Consider the following 22,762-nt stretch of genomic DNA (forward strand, 5'->3'; position numbering starts at 1 on the left):
CCATGCGATCTTCCTGCGATCCGGCTGCATTTTGGACGCGACTCGAAGATGGGTTTTGCGCTATTGTTCGGTTGACGTAAGGGAAGGTGTTTCGCGGTCCCGCATCGTCCTCCCCGCGCCCGAAACGGGGCGAGGACGAAGTCGAAGCGGCAGCCTTCCCATAGTCCCCTTGCTCGACGGGAGACGCCGTTGCCCTGGATTCTCGATATCTCGACCATAGACGTCGGCCAGGGCGAAAGTTCCCTGATCATTGCCCGCGATACAGCTCCCGGCGGAGCCAGCCGGACCATGCTTATAGACGGCGGCGAGTCGGGCTATGCCGCGACCGTGCACAACTTCGTTGCCGGGCGCCTTGCGCTCCACGGCCTTGCGCATGTCGACGTCATCTTGACTACGCATTACGACGACGACCATTCGGGCGGTATCATCGCACTGCTCGAAGCCGATATCTTCGAGGCCGCGGCCCAGATCGTCGGCGCCGCGGCGGCGCGGGCGGCACTCGCGGCGATCGCGGCGGGGCGCGTGGGACAGGAAGTAATCGCCGCGTCCGCGGCCGCCGCCATTGCTGCGGCCCTCGGCGCCTACGATGCGCCAGGCGGACCGATGCGCGCCAACATCGCCGACCTCGCCGGTGCCGATACCCACGCCGTCGCCATACCCCTCGCGAAAAGCAACGATCAGGTCGCGCGCTGGGCATTCCGGTACGGCATCAACCGGAAGGCGATCACGCTGGGCGCCTTCAATCCGATTATCGTCCAGGGCACGACAAGGCGCAACAGCACCGCGGCCGCGGCTGCGGTGCTCGCCGGGACACTGCCGGTGCCGACCACACTCGGGCCACGCAGCGCGGGAGCGACCGGGTCAGCCTTTACGGCGATGCGCACGGGCATCCCGCCCAACGCAAACTTTGTGACCAACGGCATCTATCGCAACGCTGCCCTTGTCGATGTCGGCTGGACGCCGAACATTCCCGCCGACTATGTCAACGCCGTCAACGCCACGGCTACCTTCATCGGCGGCGGCGGCGCCATAACGGTGCCTACCGCCGCGCATGGAAATCGCGCGCTCGGCCAGGCCCAACTGACCGACGAAGTTCTCTGGGACACGCTCGGCGGCGGCGGGGGAGCGCTCGCGCCGGCGGGCGCGCCTGCCGCCTTTGTTGTGGCCGCAGGCGGCTGGATCTGGGAGGTGCCGGCCGCGCAGGCGCCGATCCCCGGCGGCAACGACGGAAACGGCCTCAGCATCGGGCTCGTCTTCCGCTTTGACCATTTTTACTTCTACACCGGCGGCGACCTGCCGACCGCGGGCGAGGATGCGCTCGGCGTGACGGTGATGGCGCAGACATTGCCGGATCCGCAGGGCGGCGCGGCGTTTGCCGCGCCGGCTTCGTTCTCAGCGTTCAAATGTGGGCATCACGGCGCCGACAGTTCGACCTCGACGCCGTTCATAAATTCGCTCGCCGCGCCGGTCGCGATCATTTCCGTCGGCGGCGGTATCTTCAACGGGGTCACCCATCCAGGCCCCGCGGCAGTCAGTCGGCTGCACAACAACGGCAACATAGCGAATTTCTACCTGACGAACTGCGAAGACCTGAGGGGATACATCCCGTCGTCATTCGGCAAAACCCAGATCTTTCCGCCGCCCGGGGCGCCAACCCCGCCACCAGTCTATCCGCCCTACGCTCCGAACAAGTCACGTGTCGCCGGTGACAATGGGCTGGCAAATCGCACACCGGGGCGCCCGCGTGGCGATATCGTGATCGAAGTGACGCAGGCCAACGCCACCGCCGGCCCGGGCCCCGCGCGAACCTTCGATATTACCTATTTCGACGACGATGATTATGGCTTTGGGCCGCTGGGTGCGACAACCGTCGCCCAGACATTCTGATATCAACGGCCTTTGGCATTGACCGTCCGCTGGTATGAGAGGCGGGCGCTCCGGCGCCCGCCTCTCCCGTCACCGCTCAGAGCGGCTGGACGATCACCTTGGCCGCAGTGCCCCTGGTCGTGCCGGGGCCGCCTGGAGCTCCGGTGGCGCCAGTGCCGCCTGCACCTCCGCCCGATCCGCCATTGTTGTTCTTGCCGCCGCTGCTGCCGCCGCCGCCCGTACCGCCGGCGGCCGGAGGTCCGCCCGCGCCGCCATTGCCGAACGGCACGTCCGCCGTCACGCCGCCCTGCAGGATTTTCGGAATCTCGGTCGACAGCGCGCTGACGACGACATTGGCGCTGGCGTTGACGCCGTTGCCGCCCGGGCCGCCGGCGCCGCCATTTCCTCCCGGCCCCCCTGGACCACCGGTGCCGCCGCCATTGCCGGTGCAGCCGCAACTCACCCCGTTGCCGCCATTGCCGCCCTGGCCGCCCGGCTGTCCCGGCCCGCCGGGCTGGCCGTTGCCGCCGGTGCCCGAGCGCGAGGCGATGAGGATCTGCTGGCCTTGCGGCGTGGTGACGGTGCCGGTGATGGTGATCGTCGCCATCTGGCTCGGGATGCCGTCATTGCCGCGCCCGCCCTGCGCTCCGGTCGCACCCGCCGCGCCGGTGCTGCCGTTGCCGCCGCCGGAACCGGCGATGCCCGCCGACGAGCATTGTCCCGAGGCTCCGTTCTGCGCCTGTCCCGGCGCGGCCTGGCCGCCCGGCGCCGGAATGTCGGCGCCGGTCTTGCCGAGGATGTTGAAGTCGCCTGCGGCGCCGCCGCTGCCGACGCGTGTCAAGGTGGAGCAGGTGAACTGCAAGGGCGTCGCCGAACAGATGAAATAGCCGCCCTGGTTCATGGTCACATCGGTGAAGATCGCGACGCGGGTGCTGCCGTCGCTCGTCGACAGGTCGTACGGCGCGTCGATGGTCAGCGGCCCCGCGGGGTCGGTGCTTACATAGATCTTGAGCGGGAAAGCGGTCGCGGTCGCGGCGCGGTCCGCGTCTGTCAGGGTGCCGTTGCCGAGCACATATTCCTGCACGCGCTGGATCAGCGGATCGCCCTCGACGGCGACCTCGCCGAACAGCGACGAGAAATGCGCGGCCCGGCCCTCCGCACTGTGGCCAAGGTCGAGGACGTGTCGCAACTGGTCGATGTCCTTGACGGTGACGACGTGTTCCTGCACGCCCGGCGCGCTATAGCTGCTGGCCAGTCCAAATCTCTGCAGTCGTTCCTCATTGCTCAGCATGGCTCACTCCTCTGGTTGCGGGGTCGAAGGGGAAATCGGCCGGTGGTTCGACCGGCCGGTCGTTCAGGAACATCGGCGGTGCCGGGCGATCGCGGCCGGGCGCGCCGTCCTCGCCGGTGCGCCCCGGAATGCCCGGCGGAGCACCAACACCGCTGGCGCCAGCCCTGCCGCCCGGTCCGCCGCGTCCGCCCGCGCCGCCGCGCGACGGCAGCGGCCGGAGCCGGACCTGGGGGACGAAGGCTTCCGGCACGCTGACATAGACGTTCGAGGCGAGGCCGCCATGGCCGCCGCGCCCGCCGACGCCACCGGCGCCGCCTGCGCCGCCGCGCCCGCCAGCGCCGGCCGGGAGTTCGCCGCGAAATGTCCGGAGCGCCGGGGCGCCATTGCCGCCTTGCCCCCCGTCGCCGCCCCGGCCGCCGGCCCCGCCATGGCCGCCGTCGCCGCCGGCGGCGAGGATGGTGACGTTGCCCTCTATGGAGCGGAGTGTGATCTCGGCGATTTTCGCCGCGCCTCCGGTGCGTCCCGGCCCGCCATTGGTCGCGTCGGTCCCGCCGCCGCCCGGCGTGCCGTCGACCGCGTCCTCCGCGACGTCACGGACCAGCATTGGTCCGAGGAGCGTCGGCACCGCCTGCCGCGCCAGGCCGTCCGTGCCGGCGCCGCCGTGGCGGCCGTCCTGGCCTGGTGCTCCGTCGTCGGGGCCGATCCCGGGATCGACCGAAAACGGCGTGGCGAGCACGCCGATCTGCCAGCCTTCCGGATCGTCCTCGCCCAGACGGATCACGCGCTGGCAGAGCAGGAAGAACAGGTTGCCCTGCACCACGAGCCGCGCCCCCGGCTCGAGGATCAGCGTGCCGATGTTGACCACGCGTACCACGTCGTCGCGATATTCACGGCCCCAGTCGTGGGGCCGGGCGCTGACGTCCCATTCGGTCCCGGCGGGGATGCGGCGGACGAGTTCGCTCGACGCCCGGACCGGGAACGGCAGGTGGCCCGCCATGCCGTCGAGATCGGACTGCGCCACCGGCATGCCGGCGAACACCCCGGCTTCGCAGCGGTCGTGCACGCCCTGGCCGAGGCGGCGGCGCGCCGCGATGGTCGGGTTGAAGAAATGGTCTGCCCGCCGCGCCCGTGAGGCGTCGTCGGCGGTCGAGAACACCCGGCCGTGGTCGAGCGCGGGAAGACCGAAGTCGCGCAATTCCTCCGCCCCCGCGAGCAGCCGCGCGGCATCGTGCCCGAGGGCTTTGGCGTGCGCCAGGAAGGCGCTGGTCTCGGTCGCTGTCAGGCCCATGCTGGCACCTCGGTCAGGCGCGCGAAGGGGCGCTTCCCCTGTACCTCGGCGAAGGCTGCGGCCTGCGCGGCGCGCGTCGCCGGCTGGGCGTGGTGGGACAGCGGGTTGGCGTCGTTGCAGACAACGACGACCCGGTCGTTGAACCGCACCCGGTGGAAGCCGGCGAGTTCGAGCAGCGGAAACGTCGCCGCGACACCGGTGGCTGTGGTCAGCCAGCGCCCGGCGGCGTCCTTGAGGCAGTCGAAGCCGGGGTCCTGGCCGGCAATGGCCTGGAACAGCCCGGCGCGGAAGGTCCTGAGATGCGTCACCCGCGCGCCGAGCCTGAGGCCGCGGAAATCCGTCTCGGATGCGAAGGGCTGGGCGAAACCCATCCGTCCGTCCGGCGTCTCGAACTGGCCCCAGCTCAGCCAGCAGCCGGGATCGTCGTAAAGTGCCGCGACAGCGGACAAGGCGTCGGGCGCCGCCAGCCAGTCGTCGCCGTCGAGGCAGACGACGATCTCGTCGGGATCGCAGCGGTTCGCCACGATGTCGTGGAGGTTGAAGGCGGCGCCCATGCGTTCCGCGCGGTTGATCACCTCGATCCGCGGGTCGCTATCAGGCAGCACGGACGCTGCGCCGTCGGTCGAGGCGTCGTCGACATAGATCGCGCGGACGTCGACACCCGTCTGTTCGCGGACCGAGGCGAGGTGCCGCGCGAGGAACGGCCCAGCATTGCGGAACGGCGCCGCGACGACGAGGCGGGCGGTCCGCGACGCTGGCCGTGCCGGAGCGGGATGCAGGGCGAGCGCGGCGACCCTCCGCCCCTCGCGCGCGGTCGCCGCCACGTCAGTCGCGGGCGTGTCGGGGCCGCCGAGGACGGCGTTGAAGGCCACGATCGCCTCGGACAGTCGCCCGAGCGCCAGCGCGCAGAGCCCGTATTCGAAGGCGAAGAGGTGGGTGTGCACGGCCCGGGCGACGAAGAGGTGATCGTCGGGATAGCCGAGCCCGTGTCCTGCCATCGCGGCGAAGGCATAACCCTGCGCATATTCGCCGAGCAGACGATGGTGGCGGACGATGTCGTACAGCGGCTCGATCCGCTGCGGCCGCACCGCCCAGGCATCGAGGAGCGCGGCCGAGACTTCTGGCCATGGCGCGCCGGCCTCGCCGTCCATCACGGCGGCTCGGTAACTCGCGAACCAGCGCTCCTCCTCCCAGCCGCCGTCGGCGGCGCGGGTGCGAAACCAGTCGCGCGCCTCGGCGTGGCGGCCGAGCTGGGCGAAGCTCTCGGCGAGGTAGAACATCGCCCTCGTATCGGCGGGGTCGGCTTCCAGTGACCGGGTCAGCAGCGCCACGTCGCGGATGTACTTGGACGCGCGGTTGCCGCCGTCGCCGTGATGCACCAGCGCCAGCGCCGGAAGCACGCCGTCGATGGTCTCGGCGTCGGTGTGGACGTATTCGTGCGTCACGCCGACGAAACGCCAGTCGTGCCGGCTCGACACCAGCATGACCTGCGAATAGTCGAGTTCGGGGTCGTCGTAGCGGAGCCAGTAGCGGTCGGCGACGAGGCCGGCCTTGAAGTCGGGGTCGGCGACCCGGACCGTCATATCGGCGTCGAGGATGAGCACGTAGTCGGCGAGGCGCCGCGCCAGCGCGATGGCGCGGCTGCGGTTTTTGCCGAAATCGACCCAGGGGTGGTGATGGACCATGCCCGGAATGCCCTCGAGCGCGGCCGCCACGCGCTCGGGCGTGCCGTCGGTCGAGCCGGTGTCGCAGATCGCCCAGGCGTCGATCCACGGCCGTACCGACTCCAGCGCCCGCTCGATCACATGCGCCTCGTCGCGCACGATCATGCACAGGCAGATCGTCGGGCGACGGACCGGCGCCTCGGCCGGATGTCGGATCATCGCTGCCTCAGACATGTCTGATATAGCGGGTCGAGACGGCATAACCCGCGAGCGGCGTCCCGACGGAGACCAGGCCGGTGCCCGAGCCGGTGGAGAACTGCGCCGTCTGCGGTTCGCTCGCTGTCCAGTAGACGCCGCGCGACAGCAGTCCGCTCAGCGTCTGCGTATTGTCCTGCTGTCCGCCGAGGCCGGCCGCGAAGCCCGAATTGCCGCCGTCGATCAGCTCCGCGAAGGCTGCTGCGGGCGAAGCCCAGCGCGCGAAGAGCGCCTGCCAGTCGGCGACGCTTGGAAGTTGCCAGCCGTCGGGCGCGTTGGCGTTCGCCGCATCCCACGAATAGAGCCGGCCATAGGCATCGGTGAGCTGCTGCGTGCTGTAGGCGAAGGAGCCGTGGGTGTCGTAGGCGTAGTTCTCGATCATCCAGAACGTGTTGCCGAACAGCGCGACGGGATAGGGCCGCCCGGTCGGGTCGCTCACCCACGACACCTGCACATAGACGGTGAACTGCAATGCGTTCAGGAACCCGCCATTGCCGTCAAAACTCTGCAGGCTGAAGAAGACCGGCTCGCTCCGCGCCACCGCCGGCACGCTCAGCGCGAGGTCGTCATAGCCGAGGGGTTTCGGCTCGGGATAGCGCACCACCTTCGGTTGTACCGTCGGGGTCGAGGCGAGAAGCTGCACATGCGCCACGTTGAACATCGTCCAGCGCAGCGAGATGGGGATTGCTGCGTTGGGATCGCGCGTCTCCGCCAGGGGCGATCCGGCATTGAACGCCACCAGGCCGCGGGTCGGCGGCGGATCGACCTTCGGCATGTCGAGGACGAAGACATGGTCGTCGTACCGGGTCGTCTCGTCCTGCATGAAGCCGGTGAACAGCAGATACATCTGCGTGTGGCCGACCGGCGTGAACGAGACGATGCCCGAGAATGTGAAGGTCACGTTGGCGAGGTCGCCGGTCCCGAGGACGGCCATGGTCGAGGGCGTCAGCGTCCAGACCGGCGCGGGCTCGCTGCCGGCGACATCCGGGTTGGTTGCCGACCAGCCGATCGTCACCACCTTCGGGTCGGCGCGGATGTTCCACGCCGAGCCCTGCGGGATGGTGCCGCCATTGTTCGTGGCGGGGGCGAGCGCGCCGGCGGTGCTGCCGTAGACGAAGCGCACCGCGACCTGCGGGCTCCCCGCGGCGGTCTTGCCGCGGTAGATCGGCTCGGCGGCGGTGTTCTTGATGTTGAGGAAGAGGATGTTGGTTATCGGATCGCCCGCCGCCGAGCGGTAGACAAGGCCCTGATTGTCGAGGTTGACCTGCAGCACGTCGGTCAGCGAGGCATTGCCGGGCTTGTGAGGCTGCTTGAGCATCAAGGGCGCGGACAGGCTGAACGGCACGTTGCCGGTCAGGCCGACCGGATTTATCTGCAGGCCGTTGGCGCCCGGCGCGTCGGTGGAGATCACGCCGTCGAGGGTCAGGACGAGGTCGGTCCCGTCCTCCCAGTTCTGGTCCTTGCTGGCGGTCAGCACCAGCGCGGGGCCGTTCGCGTCGACCGAAGCGGTCCAGTCCGCAAGCGTCGCGGTCATCGCGGCGAACTGCGCCGCCGTGAAGAGAGTGCCGGGGTCGCCGTAGATCGTCAGGGTCGAAGCCGGGTTCGCGGCCGTGATGCCGATGCGGTCGCCGGTGTTGTTGGTCAGCGTCACCTTCAGCGACGCGGCCACTCCGACGTCGATCGACGCCTCCCCATTGGCGGGATTGACGATCGCGACCGGGACGAGCGGGGCGCCGGTCATGAACGTCCTCCGGTTTTGGGTTGGGGCACGAGGCCGAGCCAGCCTTCGGCGAGATGCTGCGGGCTGTAGCCCCAGACGGCGAGGTCCGATGCGGTGTCGGCCGGCAGCGGCGTGGGCGCCTGGCCTGGTGCGATCCAGGACCAGGAGAATCCGCTTTCGTCCGGCAGCGGCAGCGAAAGGCCGCCGGAACGGACCAGCACGGGGTGGGTGACGAAGGTCAGCGAAAGCCCTTCGAGCGCGGCGGCGTACTGGTCAGGTGGGATCTGCGCGACGCCGACCGGCAGGATGCCCGTCGTGGCATGGACCGGCGAGCGCGGATCGACGATGAGCGTGACCGGCGTCAGCCCCGCGTTGAGCTTCAATTGCATCGTATCGGGCAGCGGCTGCTTGACGTCGTTGGCGCCTGCCTTCGGCGCGGCGGACGAATAGACAGTCGAATAGGGCTTGCCCGCCGGTCCTTCGGGCAGGAATGCCACGAGGCCGTCGTCGATGTCCGACAGATCGCCCAGCCGCAGCGGGAAGATCATGTTGGCAAGCCCCGCGCTCGTATGCGCCTGGCGCGTCGCATAGTCGGTCCAGCCATTGGCCACCGCCTGGGCGAGCGGCCCCGAGGTCGAGATGTTGGCCTGGCTGATCGGCAAGGCCCCGCCGGCGGTCGAGAGGCCGAGCACCGCCCGCGTGATCGCCAGCGCCCGCCCCATCAGGATCGAAAGCGACACGTCCTGCGCGTAGCTTGCCGGGGCGATGTAGGCGTCGGTCGCCTGGATGGTCGTCATCAGGTCGTCGAGGAAACCGGCCGTCTCGCCGGCGATGAACCACATCAGGTCGGCCAGGTGCGGGTTGACCGAGGGTTTTCCGACGGGGCCGACGTCGAGCGCCAGATTGTCCGTCGGGTTGGCCATGTTGCCGGCGCGCGTGCGGTATTTCCGTTGCCCGTGCTCGATCCCGAACGAGCCGACCGCCGACCCGTCCGATTGGTAGAAGACCAGCGTCACGTCGAGATGGTTGGGCAGGATCCAGCCGCAGACCGGCGAGGTCGCGGGATGGTCGTTCATCAGCACCATGTTCTGCGTGGCCGAGAGCCAGTGGAAGTCGAGCCGGGTCGGCACCAGCGGCCGTGGCGGCAGGTAGATCTTCTCGGCATTGGCGCTATCGCCGGGTTCGGGCCGGAAATCGGCCGAGGGCGCGACGCTCATCGCGCCGGAGGCCGTGGGTTTCGTCTCGAGCGTCATCACCTGGCCGAACACGTCGACGATGGTGAGCGACTGCACCTCCATGAAGCCGGACCGTACCGGGCCGTAATTGTAGTCGGCGAGCACGCCCGTGGAAATCGGCGCGACCGAGTTGAACGCGGTCGCATACCAGGTGTCGTTGGCCGTGGCGCGCGCCGCGCGGGCGATGGCGCCGGTCACGGCGTCGCGGGGGCCGGCGACGAGGTTGGCAACCTCGATCTGCGGCATCGGGGTCTGCAAGGTCTGCTGCATGGACAGCCCGCTGAGGGCCTGCGACATGATCCGCCGTCCGGCCAGGTCGGCCCGCGCCGCCTTCAGTTCTGCATCGACCGTGTCGGCCGGATTGGTCGGATCGGGCGGATAATCCGCGATATAGGCGTCGATCTGCGTCGTCAGCCCTTCGGTCGGGCGCTTGTTCAGCACCACTGCTCCCGCATAGGTGACCGGCTTGCCGGTGGTGAAGCCCGGCACCGGCGCGCCGCTGCCAAGGCGGTAGCGATAATCCACCGCGTCGGCGTCGAGGATGAAGCGGTCGGAGATGGTGGTCGGCGCATAGTCCGTGCCTTGGCCATAGGCCAGAGGATCGATCGAGGCGCTCCAGACCAGCCAGACCGGCAGGAACGGATCCACGCGGGTGGGCGTGAATTCCGGCAGCAGCGTCGGTGTGTGCCAGCCGACCGGATCGGGCGGAAAGGCGCCGCCCTTGGCGGTGGTGAAGGTGACGTCAAGTGCTATCGGTGCGGTGACGTTCTGCACCGGATCGGCGACAGGCTTGTATCCGGTCGCCCGGACGGCAGCATAGAGCCCGGAGGCGGGCGCGCCGGAGAGCGGCGCAGCTCCGCCCTGCGCGGTGGCGAGCGCCGTGGCGAAGGCGGTGGCGTCGGCGACGGCCGGGTTGCCGGCGCCGCCCTGGGCGGCGAGCGCCGTGGCGACGAGCGGGGCGGCCATCGGCATCAGCAATGCGGCCTCGGCGGCCAGCGCGCCCAGCGTCGCAACGTCCGGCGCGGCGGCGGGCAACGACATCAGGCCCGCCAACTGGGCTCCCGTCACCGTCCACGACCCGCCGCCGGCGGCCAGCGTCAGTTGGTCGATGATCTGCGCCGACGTGCGTACCGCGATGGCCGATGTCGCGCCGTTGCGCCGCACCGGCTCGATGCGGTCGCCTTCCATGGCGACGACCGTGTCTGTGGGCAGCCAGTAGGGCGCCGCGCTTGTCGCCTCGAGCAGCCATTCCGGCGGCGGCGGCACGGCGCCGGGCCTGCGTGCGGCATTGATCGTCGTGACGGCGGCAGCGGCGGCGGAGTTGACCTGCTGAAGCGCCGCCTGCACCGCCTTGAACGCGGCGACGAGGCGCGTCGCGGCGGTGTCTCCGGTGTCGGTGGTGGTGACGCCGATGACCTGCCGTCCCTCGGCGTCGAGCGGAAACGCGGCGAGGCCGACTGCTGTCTGTTCGGCCAGCACCGCTCCCAGTTCGCCGCCGGTCGAGGTGGCGAGGAAGGCCGACAGATCGTTGGTGCTGACGACCGGCTGCGGGGTGTTGCCGCGTACGTACTGCTTGACGAAGATCACCCAGTCCATGAACAACTGGCGCCGAAGCGTCGCCAGCCGGTCGCGCCCCTGGTCGTAGGCCTGTTGGGCGAGATTCAGCGTTTCGAGCTTTTGGGCGAGCGGCAAGGGAAGCGTCACCTCGACCGGCTGCGTCGGCGGCTGGCCGTCGGCCGAGGGCTGCGTGCGGGCCGAGATGGACCAGAGCTGGCCGCCCGACTGCTGTGCGAAGGCGCGGGTGTGGAGCGATTCCACCAGCCCCGTCACCGTGTTGCCGCCCTCCTCGATGTCCCGCAGGATGCCGAGTTGCAGCGCGTCGAGCAGGAATTCGTAATCGGCGTCGATGCCGCTGCCGGCAGGGGTCGGAAGCTGGCTCCGCACGAGTGCCGAAATCGCCTCGGTCGTGGTGTTGCCGATGGCGAGGTCGACCTCGTCGCTCCACGATGTGCCGCCGCCCGGCGCCGTCAGGAACGGCGTATCCGTGCCGGGGACGAGCTGGTTCCAGTCGATCTCCTGCACGATGCCGGAGACGATGCTGGTCTGCGGCGCGTCGAGCGATACGAGGACGTCGTTCTTGCCGAGCGTATAGTCGATGGCCGCCGGGTCGAAGGTCCAGCCGAGCTGCTGCCCGGCCAGCGTGACGAAGATATCGGCCGGCGTGCGCTTGACCGGCACCTTCTCGGCCACCGTCTGGGCGAGGTAGGTCGCATAATTCTTCGTTACCGTCGCGGCCATGCCGGCGAGCGGGTCGAGCGTCGGGTCCGAGAGCCAGCCCACGACCTGATAGCTCGCCCGGAAGCGCAGTTGCGTGCTGCCGGTGATGGCGTCGGCCACTTCCTTCTTGTCGCCGAAATCGTCCCAGAAACCGAACACGCTGCGGCAATCGGGATAATAGGACGAGAAGGCCGCCCCGACGAAGCCGATGCAGGTGAGATAGAGCGCCTCGCCGCCCGGCCCCTTGTAGTGCGGCAGGTAGTCGGCGGGGTTCTCCTTCGCCGGGTCCCAGCCGGCGGCATTGAGGACACGGCCCATATAGCTGAACGGCGTGGTGCCGATCCCTACGGGAATGGCGATCGGATACCGGTCTTCGCCCCGGGGTCCGGCCGTGGGGGTTGCGCTGACGAAGTCGCTCTCGACGATCCAGCCCGTTTGCGTGACGGCGCCCCAGGTCTTGGTCGCGGGGTCGTAGAGGCTCAGCGAGCGGATCACGAGCCAGCGGTTCGGCGCGGCCGGAAATGTGATGCGCCCGTCGGCCGGGCCTTGTACGCCGCGCTTGAAGCGGTCGGGCAGTTCCCAATGCAGATGGATGCCGGCTCCAAGCCGGTCGGTCGCCGTGTTGTCGGCCAGCGGGCGGACGACGGTGTCGCCGGTGCTCGCGACCCTTGAGCTGGCAGTGTGCGGCAGCAGGTCGAAGGCGGCGGTGCGGCCCTTGAAGGTCGGCGTCACGTTGCTCTGGTCGATGCCGCTGACCCGGATCGCGGCGACGTTCAGCGGGACGATGGCACTCATGTCGCGCTCCGGTTCACGAAGGTGACCTTGCCGACGCCTTCGGTCATCTCGAATCCCATCTCGGCGGAATTGACGGACTTTATCCCGTTTGCGGCTGCAACTTTCGCGGCGAGCGCCGCCATCTTGACCACCCGTGGCTGCGCGCTGCGGAACGTGTCGCCGATCTGGACGGGGGGGTCGGTAATCCCGGTCCACGTAATCTTGCCGCCGGAGACCGTGAAGGTCCGCAGGACCTTGGTCGCCGTCGGCGTGGCGCCGGGCACGTAGGTGTCGATGCCGTAGTGCAGCACCTCGGGCGCCTCGTGGATGTCGATGTGATAGGGCTCGCCTTCGACCAGGCAGATCAGCGTGTCGGATTTCTCGCCCAGAAGGTCGAACCTGCGCACCGGCAGCAGGATGATCGTGGCCCCGGGGTCGCTGGGCGTGTGGCCCTTGGGGTAGATGTTGACGCCGAGGCCCGGATAGTCCGTCACGACTGACGAGCGCAGCACGAAGCCGTACCAGGGCTGCGGCGCCGGCGGCCCACCGGCGACGGAAAGCGGCCCTGCCTGCATCGTCGCGGCGCGCCGGCGCCGCAGCGGCGCCGCGACCCTCGAGTCCGCCGTCACTTGCGGATGCAGCACCTGGTCGAGCACGAGGCTGGGGTTGAGCGCCGCGGGAACCGTCGCCGCGGTATCGGCGGCGGGGGCGAGGTTGCGCCCGATGCTGAAGGCGCCGTCGACCAGCGCCTCGACCCAGGCCTTGTCGAGCTGGAAGAAGCGGATCGATTCCGGCGGCAGCATCCCTTCGTCGGGAACCAGGTAGGGGAAGGGCACGCCGATCAGCGCGTGCAACCGGCCGAGCCAGCCGGCTATGTCGGCCGGCACCTCGGTCGCGCCAAGGCGTGCGCTGACGGCGGCGGGCGAGGCGAAGGACAGCGCGATGCTTGCCTGGAGGCGGGTGCGGACAGTCGTTCTCATCTCACTGGTCCTGCTCGGGGCGGGCTTGGGCCGGCGGTAGCGGCTCGGCTGCGCCGCCGCGCGCGGCGGGGCTGAGCGCGGAAAACAGGCCGACCGCGCGATGCAGGAGTTCCGGCCCCGGCGGCGGCTTGGCGGCGAGCAGGACGGGCGGCGTCGGCGCGGCGGCGAAAAGCGACCCGAAGATGTCGCCGATGATCTCCTGCTCCGCCGCGTTCACCACCTTGCGCGTCAGCCCTTTCTTCCAGCTGTAGAGCGAGGCCGAGAAGGTCTTGTCCTGCAAAGCGACGAGGCGTCCGAGCGTCCAGGCCGCGGCGAGCGAGGCGTCGAGCAGTCCCGTCGTCGGGTCGAAGATCGTCACCTGGTCGGGCGAGGAGACAGGCAGCGGGATGTCTCCCCAGACCGTCGTGGTCGGCGCCAGCGGGCCGCGATACCACGAGACGGTGTTGCCGCCGTCGCGCAGCGCGTGGTTCATCGGCACGTAGCCCATGGCGAGCGCGTTCTGAACGAGCGTGCTCGCACCCTCGCGGGTGAGCCGCACGCCGGTGACCGGGGGCGGGACAGGGACAGGCTTCTTGCCCGGCTTCGTGCTGGGCTTCGTGATGTTGAGCGCCATCAGCCGGTCGGTGAACGTCGCCGAATCCCCGGTCGAGAAGAAGGTCCAGGCCTGCAGCACCGCGAGGCGGATCGAGCGGGTCATGTCGACCTTCGGGCCGGTCGGGGTCGTCCCTTCCTCGTCCTTGGGCAGGAAGCGCTGCAGCTCCTCCAGCGACACGAGGTAGGCGCGGGTCCTTCGGTTCGCCTGTGGCAGGCGGGTGCCGACGACGATGGCGAAGGTGCCGATCGGGTCTTCGGGCTGGGTGGCGCCGGCAAGCAGCGGCTTGTTCTCGATGCTGAGCTCGCGGACATGGGCGGTGAGCTTCATGTCGGCGATCGTCGGCGCGATGCCGAGGAAGAGCGGCATCGGCAGGTCGATATGCTGGATCGGATCGTTCAGGCTCTCGCCCGTCTCGAGTCCCTTGGTGTCGGTCGCCCCGTCGAAATAGGAATAGGCGGTGCCGAGCGTGCTCTCGCGGCTTTTCGGCGGCAGGGCCTTCTGCGGAAACAGGTCGAGGACCTGCGCCGTCACCGGCTCCAACGACAGGTTGGGATAGGCCGACTTGGGATAGGGCGCCAGGTCGTCGTCGTCGAGGATCAGCACCGCCAGCCAGGTCGGAACGTCGTCGGCGACATCCTTTCCCGAGGGCGTCGCCGCTGGCGGTTTGGTCGTCGGATAACGGGACCAGGGAAAGGCCGGGAGGTTGAAGACGGCATGGGCGAACACCGTGTCGAACTCGCCCGTCGCGTTGTTCGACGGAAAGACGCTCGCCACCGTCGCGGCGGGATTGCGGATGCTGAACCGGTCGCCCTGCACGGCGAAGCTGTAGGTGCGCGACAGCCCGTCGCCGGCAATGGCCTTGCCAGCGGTGTCCGTCACCGTCTGCTCCACGGTGATCTTGTAGGTTCCGTCATCCAGCCCCGGAAGGCGGTGCTGGATGAAGGTCACATATTCGTCGGCGACCGTTGGCGTTCCGGCGGGCGGGGCGAAGTTCGGGGCGTCACTCATGCGGCGGCTCCCAGGAGGGCCGCGCGCGGCCAGTCGGTCAGGGCGGTGTCGGTCGCAAACAGCGTCACGTTGATCTTCGCCGACGGTGTCGTCCCGAAGTGGTTGGCGACGAGGTCGTCAAGGATCGTCGCGCGTCGACCGGCGACCGCGGCATCGCCGATGGCGTTCAACACGAAACCCTTGTTCGGCAGCGTCTCGGACACGGCGCCGGTGACGGTGATGGTGAGGTCGTCGTCCTTCGCGACCGAGGTTACGGTGGATCCGGTGTCCACCTTCGCCGTCTCGGCGGTGTAGCCGACGCTGTACGCCTGCCCGAAGATCAGGTCGAGCAGCGGGATGCCGCTGACCTGGGCCGGCGTGCGCGGCACCGCCGAGATGCGGAACCCGGTCAGCGTGTGGTCGATCAGCCGGTCGTCGTTGGGCTTCGGCTTGTCCTTCTTCTTGCCCCACAGCGCGGTGCTCGAAGGCGCAAGCACCGGCTCGACGCTGAAGGTCGTGACATAGTCGGTGAATTTGCCCGTGTTGTCGGCCTTGGTCAGCGTGATGGCGTGGGTCGAGATAACGTCGCTCTCGTCCATCGGGCCGATGTGCAGGTCGGGTTCCCAGACCGCGGGCGGGTCCGCCGTCTCGACGCCCCTCGACAGGATCAGCGCCATTCCGGGCGGCGCTGTGGGCGGCGGCGGCGGTGGCGCCGCGGTGCGCAGGGCAAGTCCTTCCGCCGGCGTGAGCAGAGCCGGCACCGGGTCGGTGAGGCGGTAGTCGGCCAGGATGTTCGGCAGTTCCTGATTGATCGGGGGTTTATTGGTCGTGGGTTTGGTCGCCCAGGTCGCCCGGTTGGCCGGGATCGTGCTTGCCGTCAGGATGCGGAAGGCGTCGGGGTCGACGATCCAGTCCACCGTCCCGCCGCCGTCGGCGAGCTTGCCCGCCTCGACCGTCGCGCGGAGCACGTTGGTCAGGATAGGTTTTGGCGATGGCGCGGCGCCGGGCACGGCGGCGGCGAGCATCGCGGCCTGCTTGACTGGCGCGTCCGAGGGCGCGGGCAGGAATTTTTCGGAGAAGGTCTGCCAGCCGACCGGCGGCGGCGCCTGCCGCGCGGCGCCGAACTCGATGGAGAAGGACACCACGTCGAGGTCGACATCGGCGCGCCCGCCGAACTCCGGGCCCCAGATGTAGAGGTCGGCGCCGATATGGATGTTGATGGTGAACAGGCCGAGGTCGACCGAGCAGCCGATGCCGACGAAGGCGTCCGCCTCGTAGTGGAACGGCGCCCAGGCGATGAGGAAGTCGACGCCGGCGTCGAACCAGGCCTTGATCGGCCCGAGCGACCAGGTCGCGCTGATCCGCAGGCCCGCCATGAACGCGCCGGGGGTCAGCGCGAAATACGCCTCGCCCACCACCTTGAACGGCCCCAGCGCGAAGCTCAGGCCGAGGCGCGGCACGACCGGGTAGATCGGCGGCTTGTCGAAGGCTGGGTGATAACCGCCGAGCGTGACCACGAAGTTGCCGGAATCCGGGCCTGAGAACCAGATGTAGAAGGCGAAGCCGCCCGAAAGCTTGACGAAGCCGGCGAAGAGGTTGGAGGCGGGGTTGATCCGCCCGTCCACCGACAGCAGTCCGGTCGATGGCGTGAACGACGCTAAAATGTCGACCTCGATGTAGGCGACCGGGTTCGGCGCGCCGGTCGGGAAGGTCATCGCCACGGTCCCGACGACGCCGATCTGCGTCTCGACCCCGAAGGAGACCGAGATGACGGCGCGCGCCTTGATCATCTCGAACGAGGTGAACGAAATGCCGGCCGCCACCCAGTATTGCCCCACCTCGGGGTGGATGGTGTCGCGCAGCGCGGTCAGCACGTTGGCGATGGTCTCGCGCGGGCTGTCCGCGGGCTTCGGGGCGGAGCCGGGAAGCAGGATGTAGGTGCCGACTTTGTCGACCGTCGGCAGGGTGAGGCTGGTGTTCAGCCCGAGCCCGCCGGCGATGCCGGTGACGAACAGCGCCGGCGGCCCGCCGATCGGCGCGTCGATGCTGAGATAGATGAAGAACGATCCCGTATCGGGCGTCCAGCCGCCAACCGCCTTCAGCCCGAACGACGAGACCTGGACGTTCAACTCGCCGTAGAACGAGGTCACATCCTTGTCGTTCACCGTGTCCGTGGCTTTGAGGAAGCTGCCGCCGACGTCGATCGGCGGCTTGTCGAACGACAGCGACAGGCCGTTGAACGAGAAGTTCGGCTTGAACTCGGTCAGCGGCGAACCGACCGTCAGCCCGTCGACCGAGAAGGCGAGGGGGCCGACCGCGAGCGAGGCGTCGAGCGCGATTTCGAGGTTGTTGTCGACGTAGCCGACGCCGACGCGCTGGAAGTTGAAGACCCCGATCTGCTTCTGCAGGTCGAACCACTGGATCGGATCGGTGCCGCTCGCCGGAACGTTCGACCCCGTCGCGGCGAGCGCGGTTCCCGCTCCGGCGCCAGCCGGCGCCGGCAGGGCCGCTGCCGCCTTGGTCTTCGCGGGTGGCGTCACGCCGGCCTGGAGATGCTTCTTGAACGACCCCACCGCCAGGTCGGCCTCGAAGGCGATGCCCTGGCCGGCGCCGGCCGCGGGCAGCGGCGTCACGTTCTTCGGCAGGACGGCGTTGATCGTGCCGGCCTGCTTGTCGTCGATCGCGGCCGCGGCGTAGAGGATCTGCAGATTGTCGACCGACAGCGTCAGCTCCGGGGGCAGCTTCGACCCGATCACCGGGATGTCGTTCAGCGCGAAGCTGCTGCCGAGGCGCAGGCCGAAGGCCCAGACGTTGGGATTGCCCGTCTGCGCCAGGAAGACGAACTTGACCTCCTTCAGGTCGATCTCGATGCCGGCCGGAATGCCGTCGGCGATCGTCGTCGACACGTCGGCGATCAGCGCGGCGAGCGCCACCGGATCGCCGGTATGGACGTAGTCGGCGACGAAAATGTCGGTGCCGGTGCTCTCGGTGTCGAAGACGATGTCGAACGTATTGCCTCCGAACGAGACCGAGCCGCCGAACTTTGCCGTATAGCCCTTGGTTCCGGCGATCTCGCCGTCGCCCGCGCCCTTGGCCGGGGTCGGCGCGAGGTCGATCGAGAAGACCACCGTCACGTCGGTCGTGTCGACGGTGAAGCCGCCAGCGCAATTGAACGAGAAGGCCTTGGTGCCGGTCTGGTAGGACACCGAGAGCGCCGTCAGCGTCAGGCTGTTCAGCGGGCCGGGGACGCTGCCGATGCCCCAGGTCGTGTCGAGTTCGTCGATGACGTCCTTCATCTTGACCGTGGTGCCTGCGAGCAGTCCGCCGGAGAAGGTCCAGCCGGCGGTGGCGCCGGCGTATTCCGCAACAAGGTCGATCTCGGCCACCTCGCCGAGGCCGATCACCGCCTCGAACCGGCCGGTGAACTGGCCGGACGGCGGCGGTCCGGGAACCGTGGCGTAGTCGACGGTGGCCTTGATCGTCTCGAGCTTGACCGGCCCTTCGGTCCAGATGCCGTCGACCTCGACGTTCACCGAATAGGTGCCGGCCTTCGGCGCCGCCGAGAAACTGGCTTCGGCGATGGTCAGGCTCTGCGGCACCGACGCGGTCGGCAGGTCGGCCGCACTCAGCATGTCGACGACCTTGACCGGCTTGCCGTCGTGGAGAGTGCCGGTCAGCGTCAGGTCCGGCAATATCAGGCCGAGGTCGAGGACCAGGCCGACGATCGTCAGTTCGCTGGCGATGAGGAGTGACTTCACCTCCGCCTTGGCCGGATCGAAGCTCAGCGTCACCCGCGACAACGCGAGGTCGAACGCATTGGGATTCAGTCCGATGTTGGCGAAGCCCTGCGAGGTGCCCGAGCCGCTGCCGCTGACGATCCAGTCGGCGAATTCGACGATGCCGGGGAAGGTGTCGCCCGTCGTCGGCCGCACGAAGGCCTGCCAGACCGGGGCGTTGCTGAACTGCACACCGATGTCGAGCGCGACATTTCCGACGCTGAGGTGGCCGATGGTGGTGACCGCCCAGCCGCCGCCGCCGATCAGCGCGGCGAGGTCCATGCCATCGAAGTCGATGACCTTGGGAATGAGGCTCCAGCTCGCGCCCTTGACCGAGACGCCGAAGCGGTAGGCCGCGGGCTGGCCGCCGGCGGGCGTGAAGCGGATCTCGAACGCCTTGGGGTCGACGGTTGCGATCTGGGTGAAAAGGTCGAGTTTCGGCGGTATCGGGAAGGGCAGCGTCTTCCCGGTGCCGAGCACGATCAGTTCCGTCGGGGTCACGCTTCCGGTCGTGCCGGCGAGTGCGACCGTCCAGGTCGTGGAGCCCTGGAACGGCGTGACCGTCACCCCCGCCGAGGCGCCGGCGCCAAGCGGAAGCTGTCCGCCGATGGTCGCGCCGGCGCTTGGCGTCGCCGCATCGGTGACGGTCAGCACGGCGGTCGAGAGCGCGATCTTGGCCGAGCCGAGGCCCGTGACCGGCCATGTGTCGGAACTGGTCGCCGTGATCGTCAACATGCTGCCGACGATGACGATTCCGCCTTGCGCGGGGGTAAGCGCGATCGTCTTGCCGGGCATCGCGGCCAGCAGGTCCTGCAGCACGGACGGGAGTTTCGCGTCGGTGGAGGCAAGCGTGAAGGTCGGGCCGAGGCCGTCGAGATAGGTCTTCAGGCCCGCAAGGTCCATCGCCGCCCCCTCCCACGTCGGATTCCCGCAGCCAAAACCCGACATGCGCTCCGGGCTGGCACCCGAAACGTTTCTGCGGACAAAAGTGGCTCACGTTTTTACAGTAGATCACCAAGATTGACGTAAGGGAAGGGTGAAATTGACCATTGTCTATTCAATAGAAAATTATGGTTGACGCGCGAAAGGAAGGAATCGAACGAACGCGGTCAGGTCCGCTTTGGCACCCTTGCGCAGGCGAGGATTCTTGCTGGCATATTTCTGCGCAACCATCCGGAACCGGCCTGCGGCGACCCGGCATCGCCTCTTGGCGCAAGTCTGCAGGGCCAGAAAGCAAGCCGCGAATCGGCGCCCCCTGACTGGGACACAGGCTAAGACTCGAAGCTGTTTTTGGGTGCGAACAGCGGATCAACGCCGGGCCGTCAGTCGAATGGTGGGCGTGACAGGGATTGAACCTGTGACCCCTGCAATGTCAATGCAGTGCTCTCCCGCTGAGCTACACGCCCATTCGAATGGGCCGCATACACCATTTTTGGTCCGGCGCGTCAATAGCGTCGGACGCCGCTATTTTTATCCAGCGAAGCGGTGGCCGGCTGGTCGGCCGATACCACGGCGGGCGGCGCCGCCGGCCGAGGACAGATCGCCAAACGATCTCAGGCGGCGTGCAGCATCTTCTCGACCTCGTTGACGAGATCGCGCAGGTGGAATGGCTTCGACAGGATTTTTGCATCCTTCGGGGCCTTCGAATCGGGGTTCAGCGCCACCGCCGCGAAACCGGTGATGAACATCACCTTCAGGTCGGGGTCGATCTCGGTGGCGCGGCGGGCAAGCTCGATGCCGTCCATCTCGGGCATGACGATATCGGTCAAGAGCAGCGAAAACGGCTCCTCGCGCAGCCTTTCATAGGCGCTGGCGCCGTTGTCGAAGTCGCTGACGTCGTAGCCGGCGCGCTCCAGCGCCTTGACCAGAAACCGGCGCATGTCGTGGTCGTCTTCCGCAAGGAGAATGCGTGCCATCTTGTCCCGTTCCAATCGGATCGCCGGGCCGGCACAGCCGCCCGTTAACCATTCCTGTATATGAAGTGCAGGGGGTAAATATCAAGTGAATGCCGTCGTTTCGGCCCATGCGCCGAAGCTGGACATGCGCCGCGCCAAATGGCAGTTTTGGGGCATGGTACATGGAGTCGCGTGCTGGAGGGAGTTGAAGTGACGGTGGCCGACGATTTTTCCAGCGTCGCCCCATTCGAGATTCGCTCGACCGCCGAACAGCGCGTGCCTTTCGTATTCAGTTCGCCGCATAGCGGCCGTTATTATCCCGAGCGCTTCCTGGCGATGACCAGGCTGGACGCTGTGGCGATCCGGCGTTCCGAGGACAGCTATGTCGACGAACTTTTCGCCGGCGCCGTGGCGCTCGGCGCGCCGATGCTCGCCGCCAATTTCCCGCGCGCCTATATCGACGTCAACCGGGAGCCGTGGGAACTCGACCCGCGCATGTTCCAGGACCCCGTGCCGTCCTTCGCCAACATCCGCTCGGCGCGTGTCGCGGGCGGGCTGGGCACCATCCCGAAACTTGTCGGCGAAGGGCTCGACATCTATCCGTCGCGGCTGCCGCTGGCCGAGGCGATCGGACGCATAGACGGCATCTACAAGCCCTACCACGAAACGCTGAAACGCATGCTGATGCAGACGCATGCGCATTTTGGCTACGCCGCGCTGGTCGACTGCCACTCCATGCCGGCGAGCATAAGGGTAGGAGACAACGGCATGCGCCCGGACTTCATCGTCGGCGACCGGTTCGGCGCGTCAGCCGCGGCCGCGGTCGTGGAAAGCGTGATCTCGCTGCTGTCGTCAAAAGGCTACACCGTCGCCCACAACAAGCCCTATGCCGGCGGTTTCATCACCGAGCACTATGGGCGCCCGGCGCGGGGGTTGCACGCGGTGCAGATCGAGATCAACCGCGGGCTTTACATGAACGAGCGCACGTTCCAGAAATCCGCCGGCTTCGAGGCGCTCGCCGACGATCTCGCGCGCTTTTCCGCCGACCTGATGTCGTTGCCGGACGACGTCTTCGTCGACCTGCCGCTGGCGGCCGAATAGCAATCGGGATATGGCTGGCGATTGCCGCGGCGGCTCAAAAAAAACCGCGTTGTTCGCACAACGCGGTCTGAGTCTAGGGAGGAAACGCCCAAGGAGGGCATGAACAGGAAACCTGTTCGAGAACGAGAATATTGTGCATCGCACAAATGTCAAGCGACTGTGACAGATTCTTAAATCAGAGTGATGTTTTGATCCGTACGCCCGCCTCCTTGTGACATTCCTGCAACGAATCGGCGGCCGATTCCCAAGAAAGGACAGATTTCCCGTGACCGTTTCCGCAGATTTCCTGCGCAAGATCGCACGCGCCGCGGCGGCCGAGACGCTGCCGCGCTTCCGCAGCCAGGGCGCCGTCTCCAACAAGGAGGCCGGCGGTTTCGACCCCGTCACCGAGGCCGACCAGGAGGCCGAGCGCGTCATCCGCGGCCTGATCCGCGCGGAATATCCGGACCACGGCATCCTCGGCGAGGAGTTTGGGGCGGAAAACGTTTCCAGCCGTCATCGCTGGATCATCGACCCGATCGACGGCACCCGCGCCTTCATCTCCGGCATCCCGGTCTGGGGCACGCTGGTCGGCCTGACGGTCGACGGCAAGGCCGAGGCTGGGATGATGTCGCAGCCCTTCACCGGCGAGCTTTTCTACGCCACGGGCTCCGGTTCGTTCTACGAGGGTCCGGGCGGCGATCGCCGGCTGTCGACCCGCAAGACGACGCAGCTTGCCGATTCGATCTTCTTCACCACCACGCCGGCGCTGTTCAAAGGCGAGGTGTTGCGTGCAAAATTCGAGCGGCTGGAGGCCAGCGTGCGGCTGTCGCGCTACGGCACCGACTGCTACGCCTTCGCCATGATCGCGGCCGGGCAGGTGGACGTCGTCGCCGATCCTGGCCTGCAATCTTACGACATAGCAGCGCTGATCCCGATCATCGAGCAGGCGGGCGGCGTGGTCACAACCTTCGACGGAGGACGGGCCGAGGGCGGCGGCGACATCATCGCGGCGGCTACGCCCGAATTGCACGCGGCGGCGCTGGCGGCGCTTGCCGGGTAGCAGCGTGCACGGGGCG

At 68.2% G+C, this 22,762-nt stretch carries 12 protein-coding genes and 1 tRNA gene; 3 read left to right on the top strand and 10 right to left on the bottom strand.

Going from position 1 to position 22,762, the window contains the following annotated elements:
- The first annotated feature begins 189 nt into the window (after nt 1–189).
- A complete protein-coding gene (locus tag ACSBOB_RS10185) occupies nt 190–1,887 on the top strand; it encodes a hypothetical protein (RefSeq protein WP_442582281.1) in 1,698 nt (565 codons plus the stop codon).
- 76 nt (nt 1,888–1,963) lie between these two features.
- On the opposite strand, the gene ACSBOB_RS10190 is transcribed toward ACSBOB_RS10185, so the two are convergent.
- The 10 genes from ACSBOB_RS10190 to cpdR all read right to left on the bottom strand — a co-directional run bounded on the left by ACSBOB_RS10190 (nt 1,964) and on the right by cpdR (nt 20,624).
- A complete protein-coding gene (locus tag ACSBOB_RS10190; protein ID WP_442582282.1) occupies nt 1,964–3,157 on the bottom strand; it encodes a hypothetical protein in 1,194 nt (397 codons plus the stop codon).
- Nucleotides 3,144–4,445 carry a hypothetical protein gene (locus ACSBOB_RS10195; protein ID WP_442582283.1) on the bottom strand — a complete coding sequence of 434 codons (1,302 nt, stop codon included), beginning with the start codon at nt 4,443–4,445 and terminating at the stop codon, nt 3,144–3,146. The genes ACSBOB_RS10190 and ACSBOB_RS10195 overlap by 14 nt, the downstream gene beginning before the upstream one ends.
- The gene (locus tag ACSBOB_RS10200) at nt 4,436–6,328 is read right to left on the bottom strand and encodes a glycosyltransferase (RefSeq protein ID WP_442582284.1); all 1,893 of its coding nucleotides are present in this window, start codon (nt 6,326–6,328) and stop codon (nt 4,436–4,438) included. The genes ACSBOB_RS10195 and ACSBOB_RS10200 overlap by 10 nt, the downstream gene beginning before the upstream one ends.
- A 7-nt stretch (nt 6,329–6,335) precedes the next feature.
- Nucleotides 6,336–8,105 carry an FISUMP domain-containing protein gene (locus ACSBOB_RS10205; protein WP_442582285.1) on the bottom strand — a complete coding sequence of 590 codons (1,770 nt, stop codon included), beginning with the start codon at nt 8,103–8,105 and terminating at the stop codon, nt 6,336–6,338.
- The gene (locus ACSBOB_RS10210; RefSeq protein WP_442582286.1) at nt 8,102–12,391 is read right to left on the bottom strand and encodes a hypothetical protein; all 4,290 of its coding nucleotides are present in this window, start codon (nt 12,389–12,391) and stop codon (nt 8,102–8,104) included. Before ACSBOB_RS10210 ends, ACSBOB_RS10205 begins: the two co-directional genes overlap by 4 nt.
- Nucleotides 12,388–13,350: a hypothetical protein gene (locus ACSBOB_RS10215; protein ID WP_442582287.1), complete on the bottom strand. Its 963-nt coding sequence runs from the start codon at nt 13,348–13,350 to the stop codon at nt 12,388–12,390. The genes ACSBOB_RS10210 and ACSBOB_RS10215 overlap by 4 nt, the downstream gene beginning before the upstream one ends.
- Before the next feature lies 1 nt (nt 13,351).
- Entirely contained in the window at nt 13,352–14,953 is a 1,602-nt protein-coding gene (locus ACSBOB_RS10220) for a hypothetical protein (RefSeq protein ID WP_442582288.1), read from the bottom strand.
- Nucleotides 14,950–19,611, bottom strand: a complete 4,662-nt coding sequence (locus ACSBOB_RS10225; protein ID WP_442582289.1) for a DUF6603 domain-containing protein — start codon at nt 19,609–19,611, stop codon at nt 14,950–14,952. Before ACSBOB_RS10225 ends, ACSBOB_RS10220 begins: the two co-directional genes overlap by 4 nt.
- Nucleotides 19,612–20,039: 428 nt before the next feature.
- Nucleotides 20,040–20,114: transfer RNA gene (locus ACSBOB_RS10230), tRNA-Val, on the bottom strand.
- Between the two features lie 147 nt (nt 20,115–20,261).
- Entirely contained in the window at nt 20,262–20,624 is a 363-nt protein-coding gene (cpdR, locus tag ACSBOB_RS10235) for a cell cycle two-component system response regulator CpdR (RefSeq protein WP_442582290.1), read from the bottom strand.
- Nucleotides 20,625–20,762: 138 nt separating this feature from the next.
- On the opposite strand from cpdR, the gene ACSBOB_RS10240 reads away from it, so the two are divergent.
- Nucleotides 20,763–21,704, top strand: coding sequence for an N-formylglutamate amidohydrolase (locus ACSBOB_RS10240; RefSeq protein WP_442582291.1), 942 nt, complete (start codon nt 20,763–20,765; stop codon nt 21,702–21,704).
- 265 nt (nt 21,705–21,969) lie between these two features.
- Nucleotides 21,970–22,746, top strand: coding sequence for a histidinol-phosphatase (hisN, locus tag ACSBOB_RS10245; protein ID WP_442582292.1), 777 nt, complete (start codon nt 21,970–21,972; stop codon nt 22,744–22,746).
- The last annotated feature ends 16 nt before the right edge of the window (nt 22,747–22,762 follow it).

It is taken from the genome of Mesorhizobium sp. KACC 23794 (assembly GCF_052180275.1).
GTDB lineage: Bacteria > Pseudomonadota > Alphaproteobacteria > Rhizobiales > Rhizobiaceae > Kumtagia.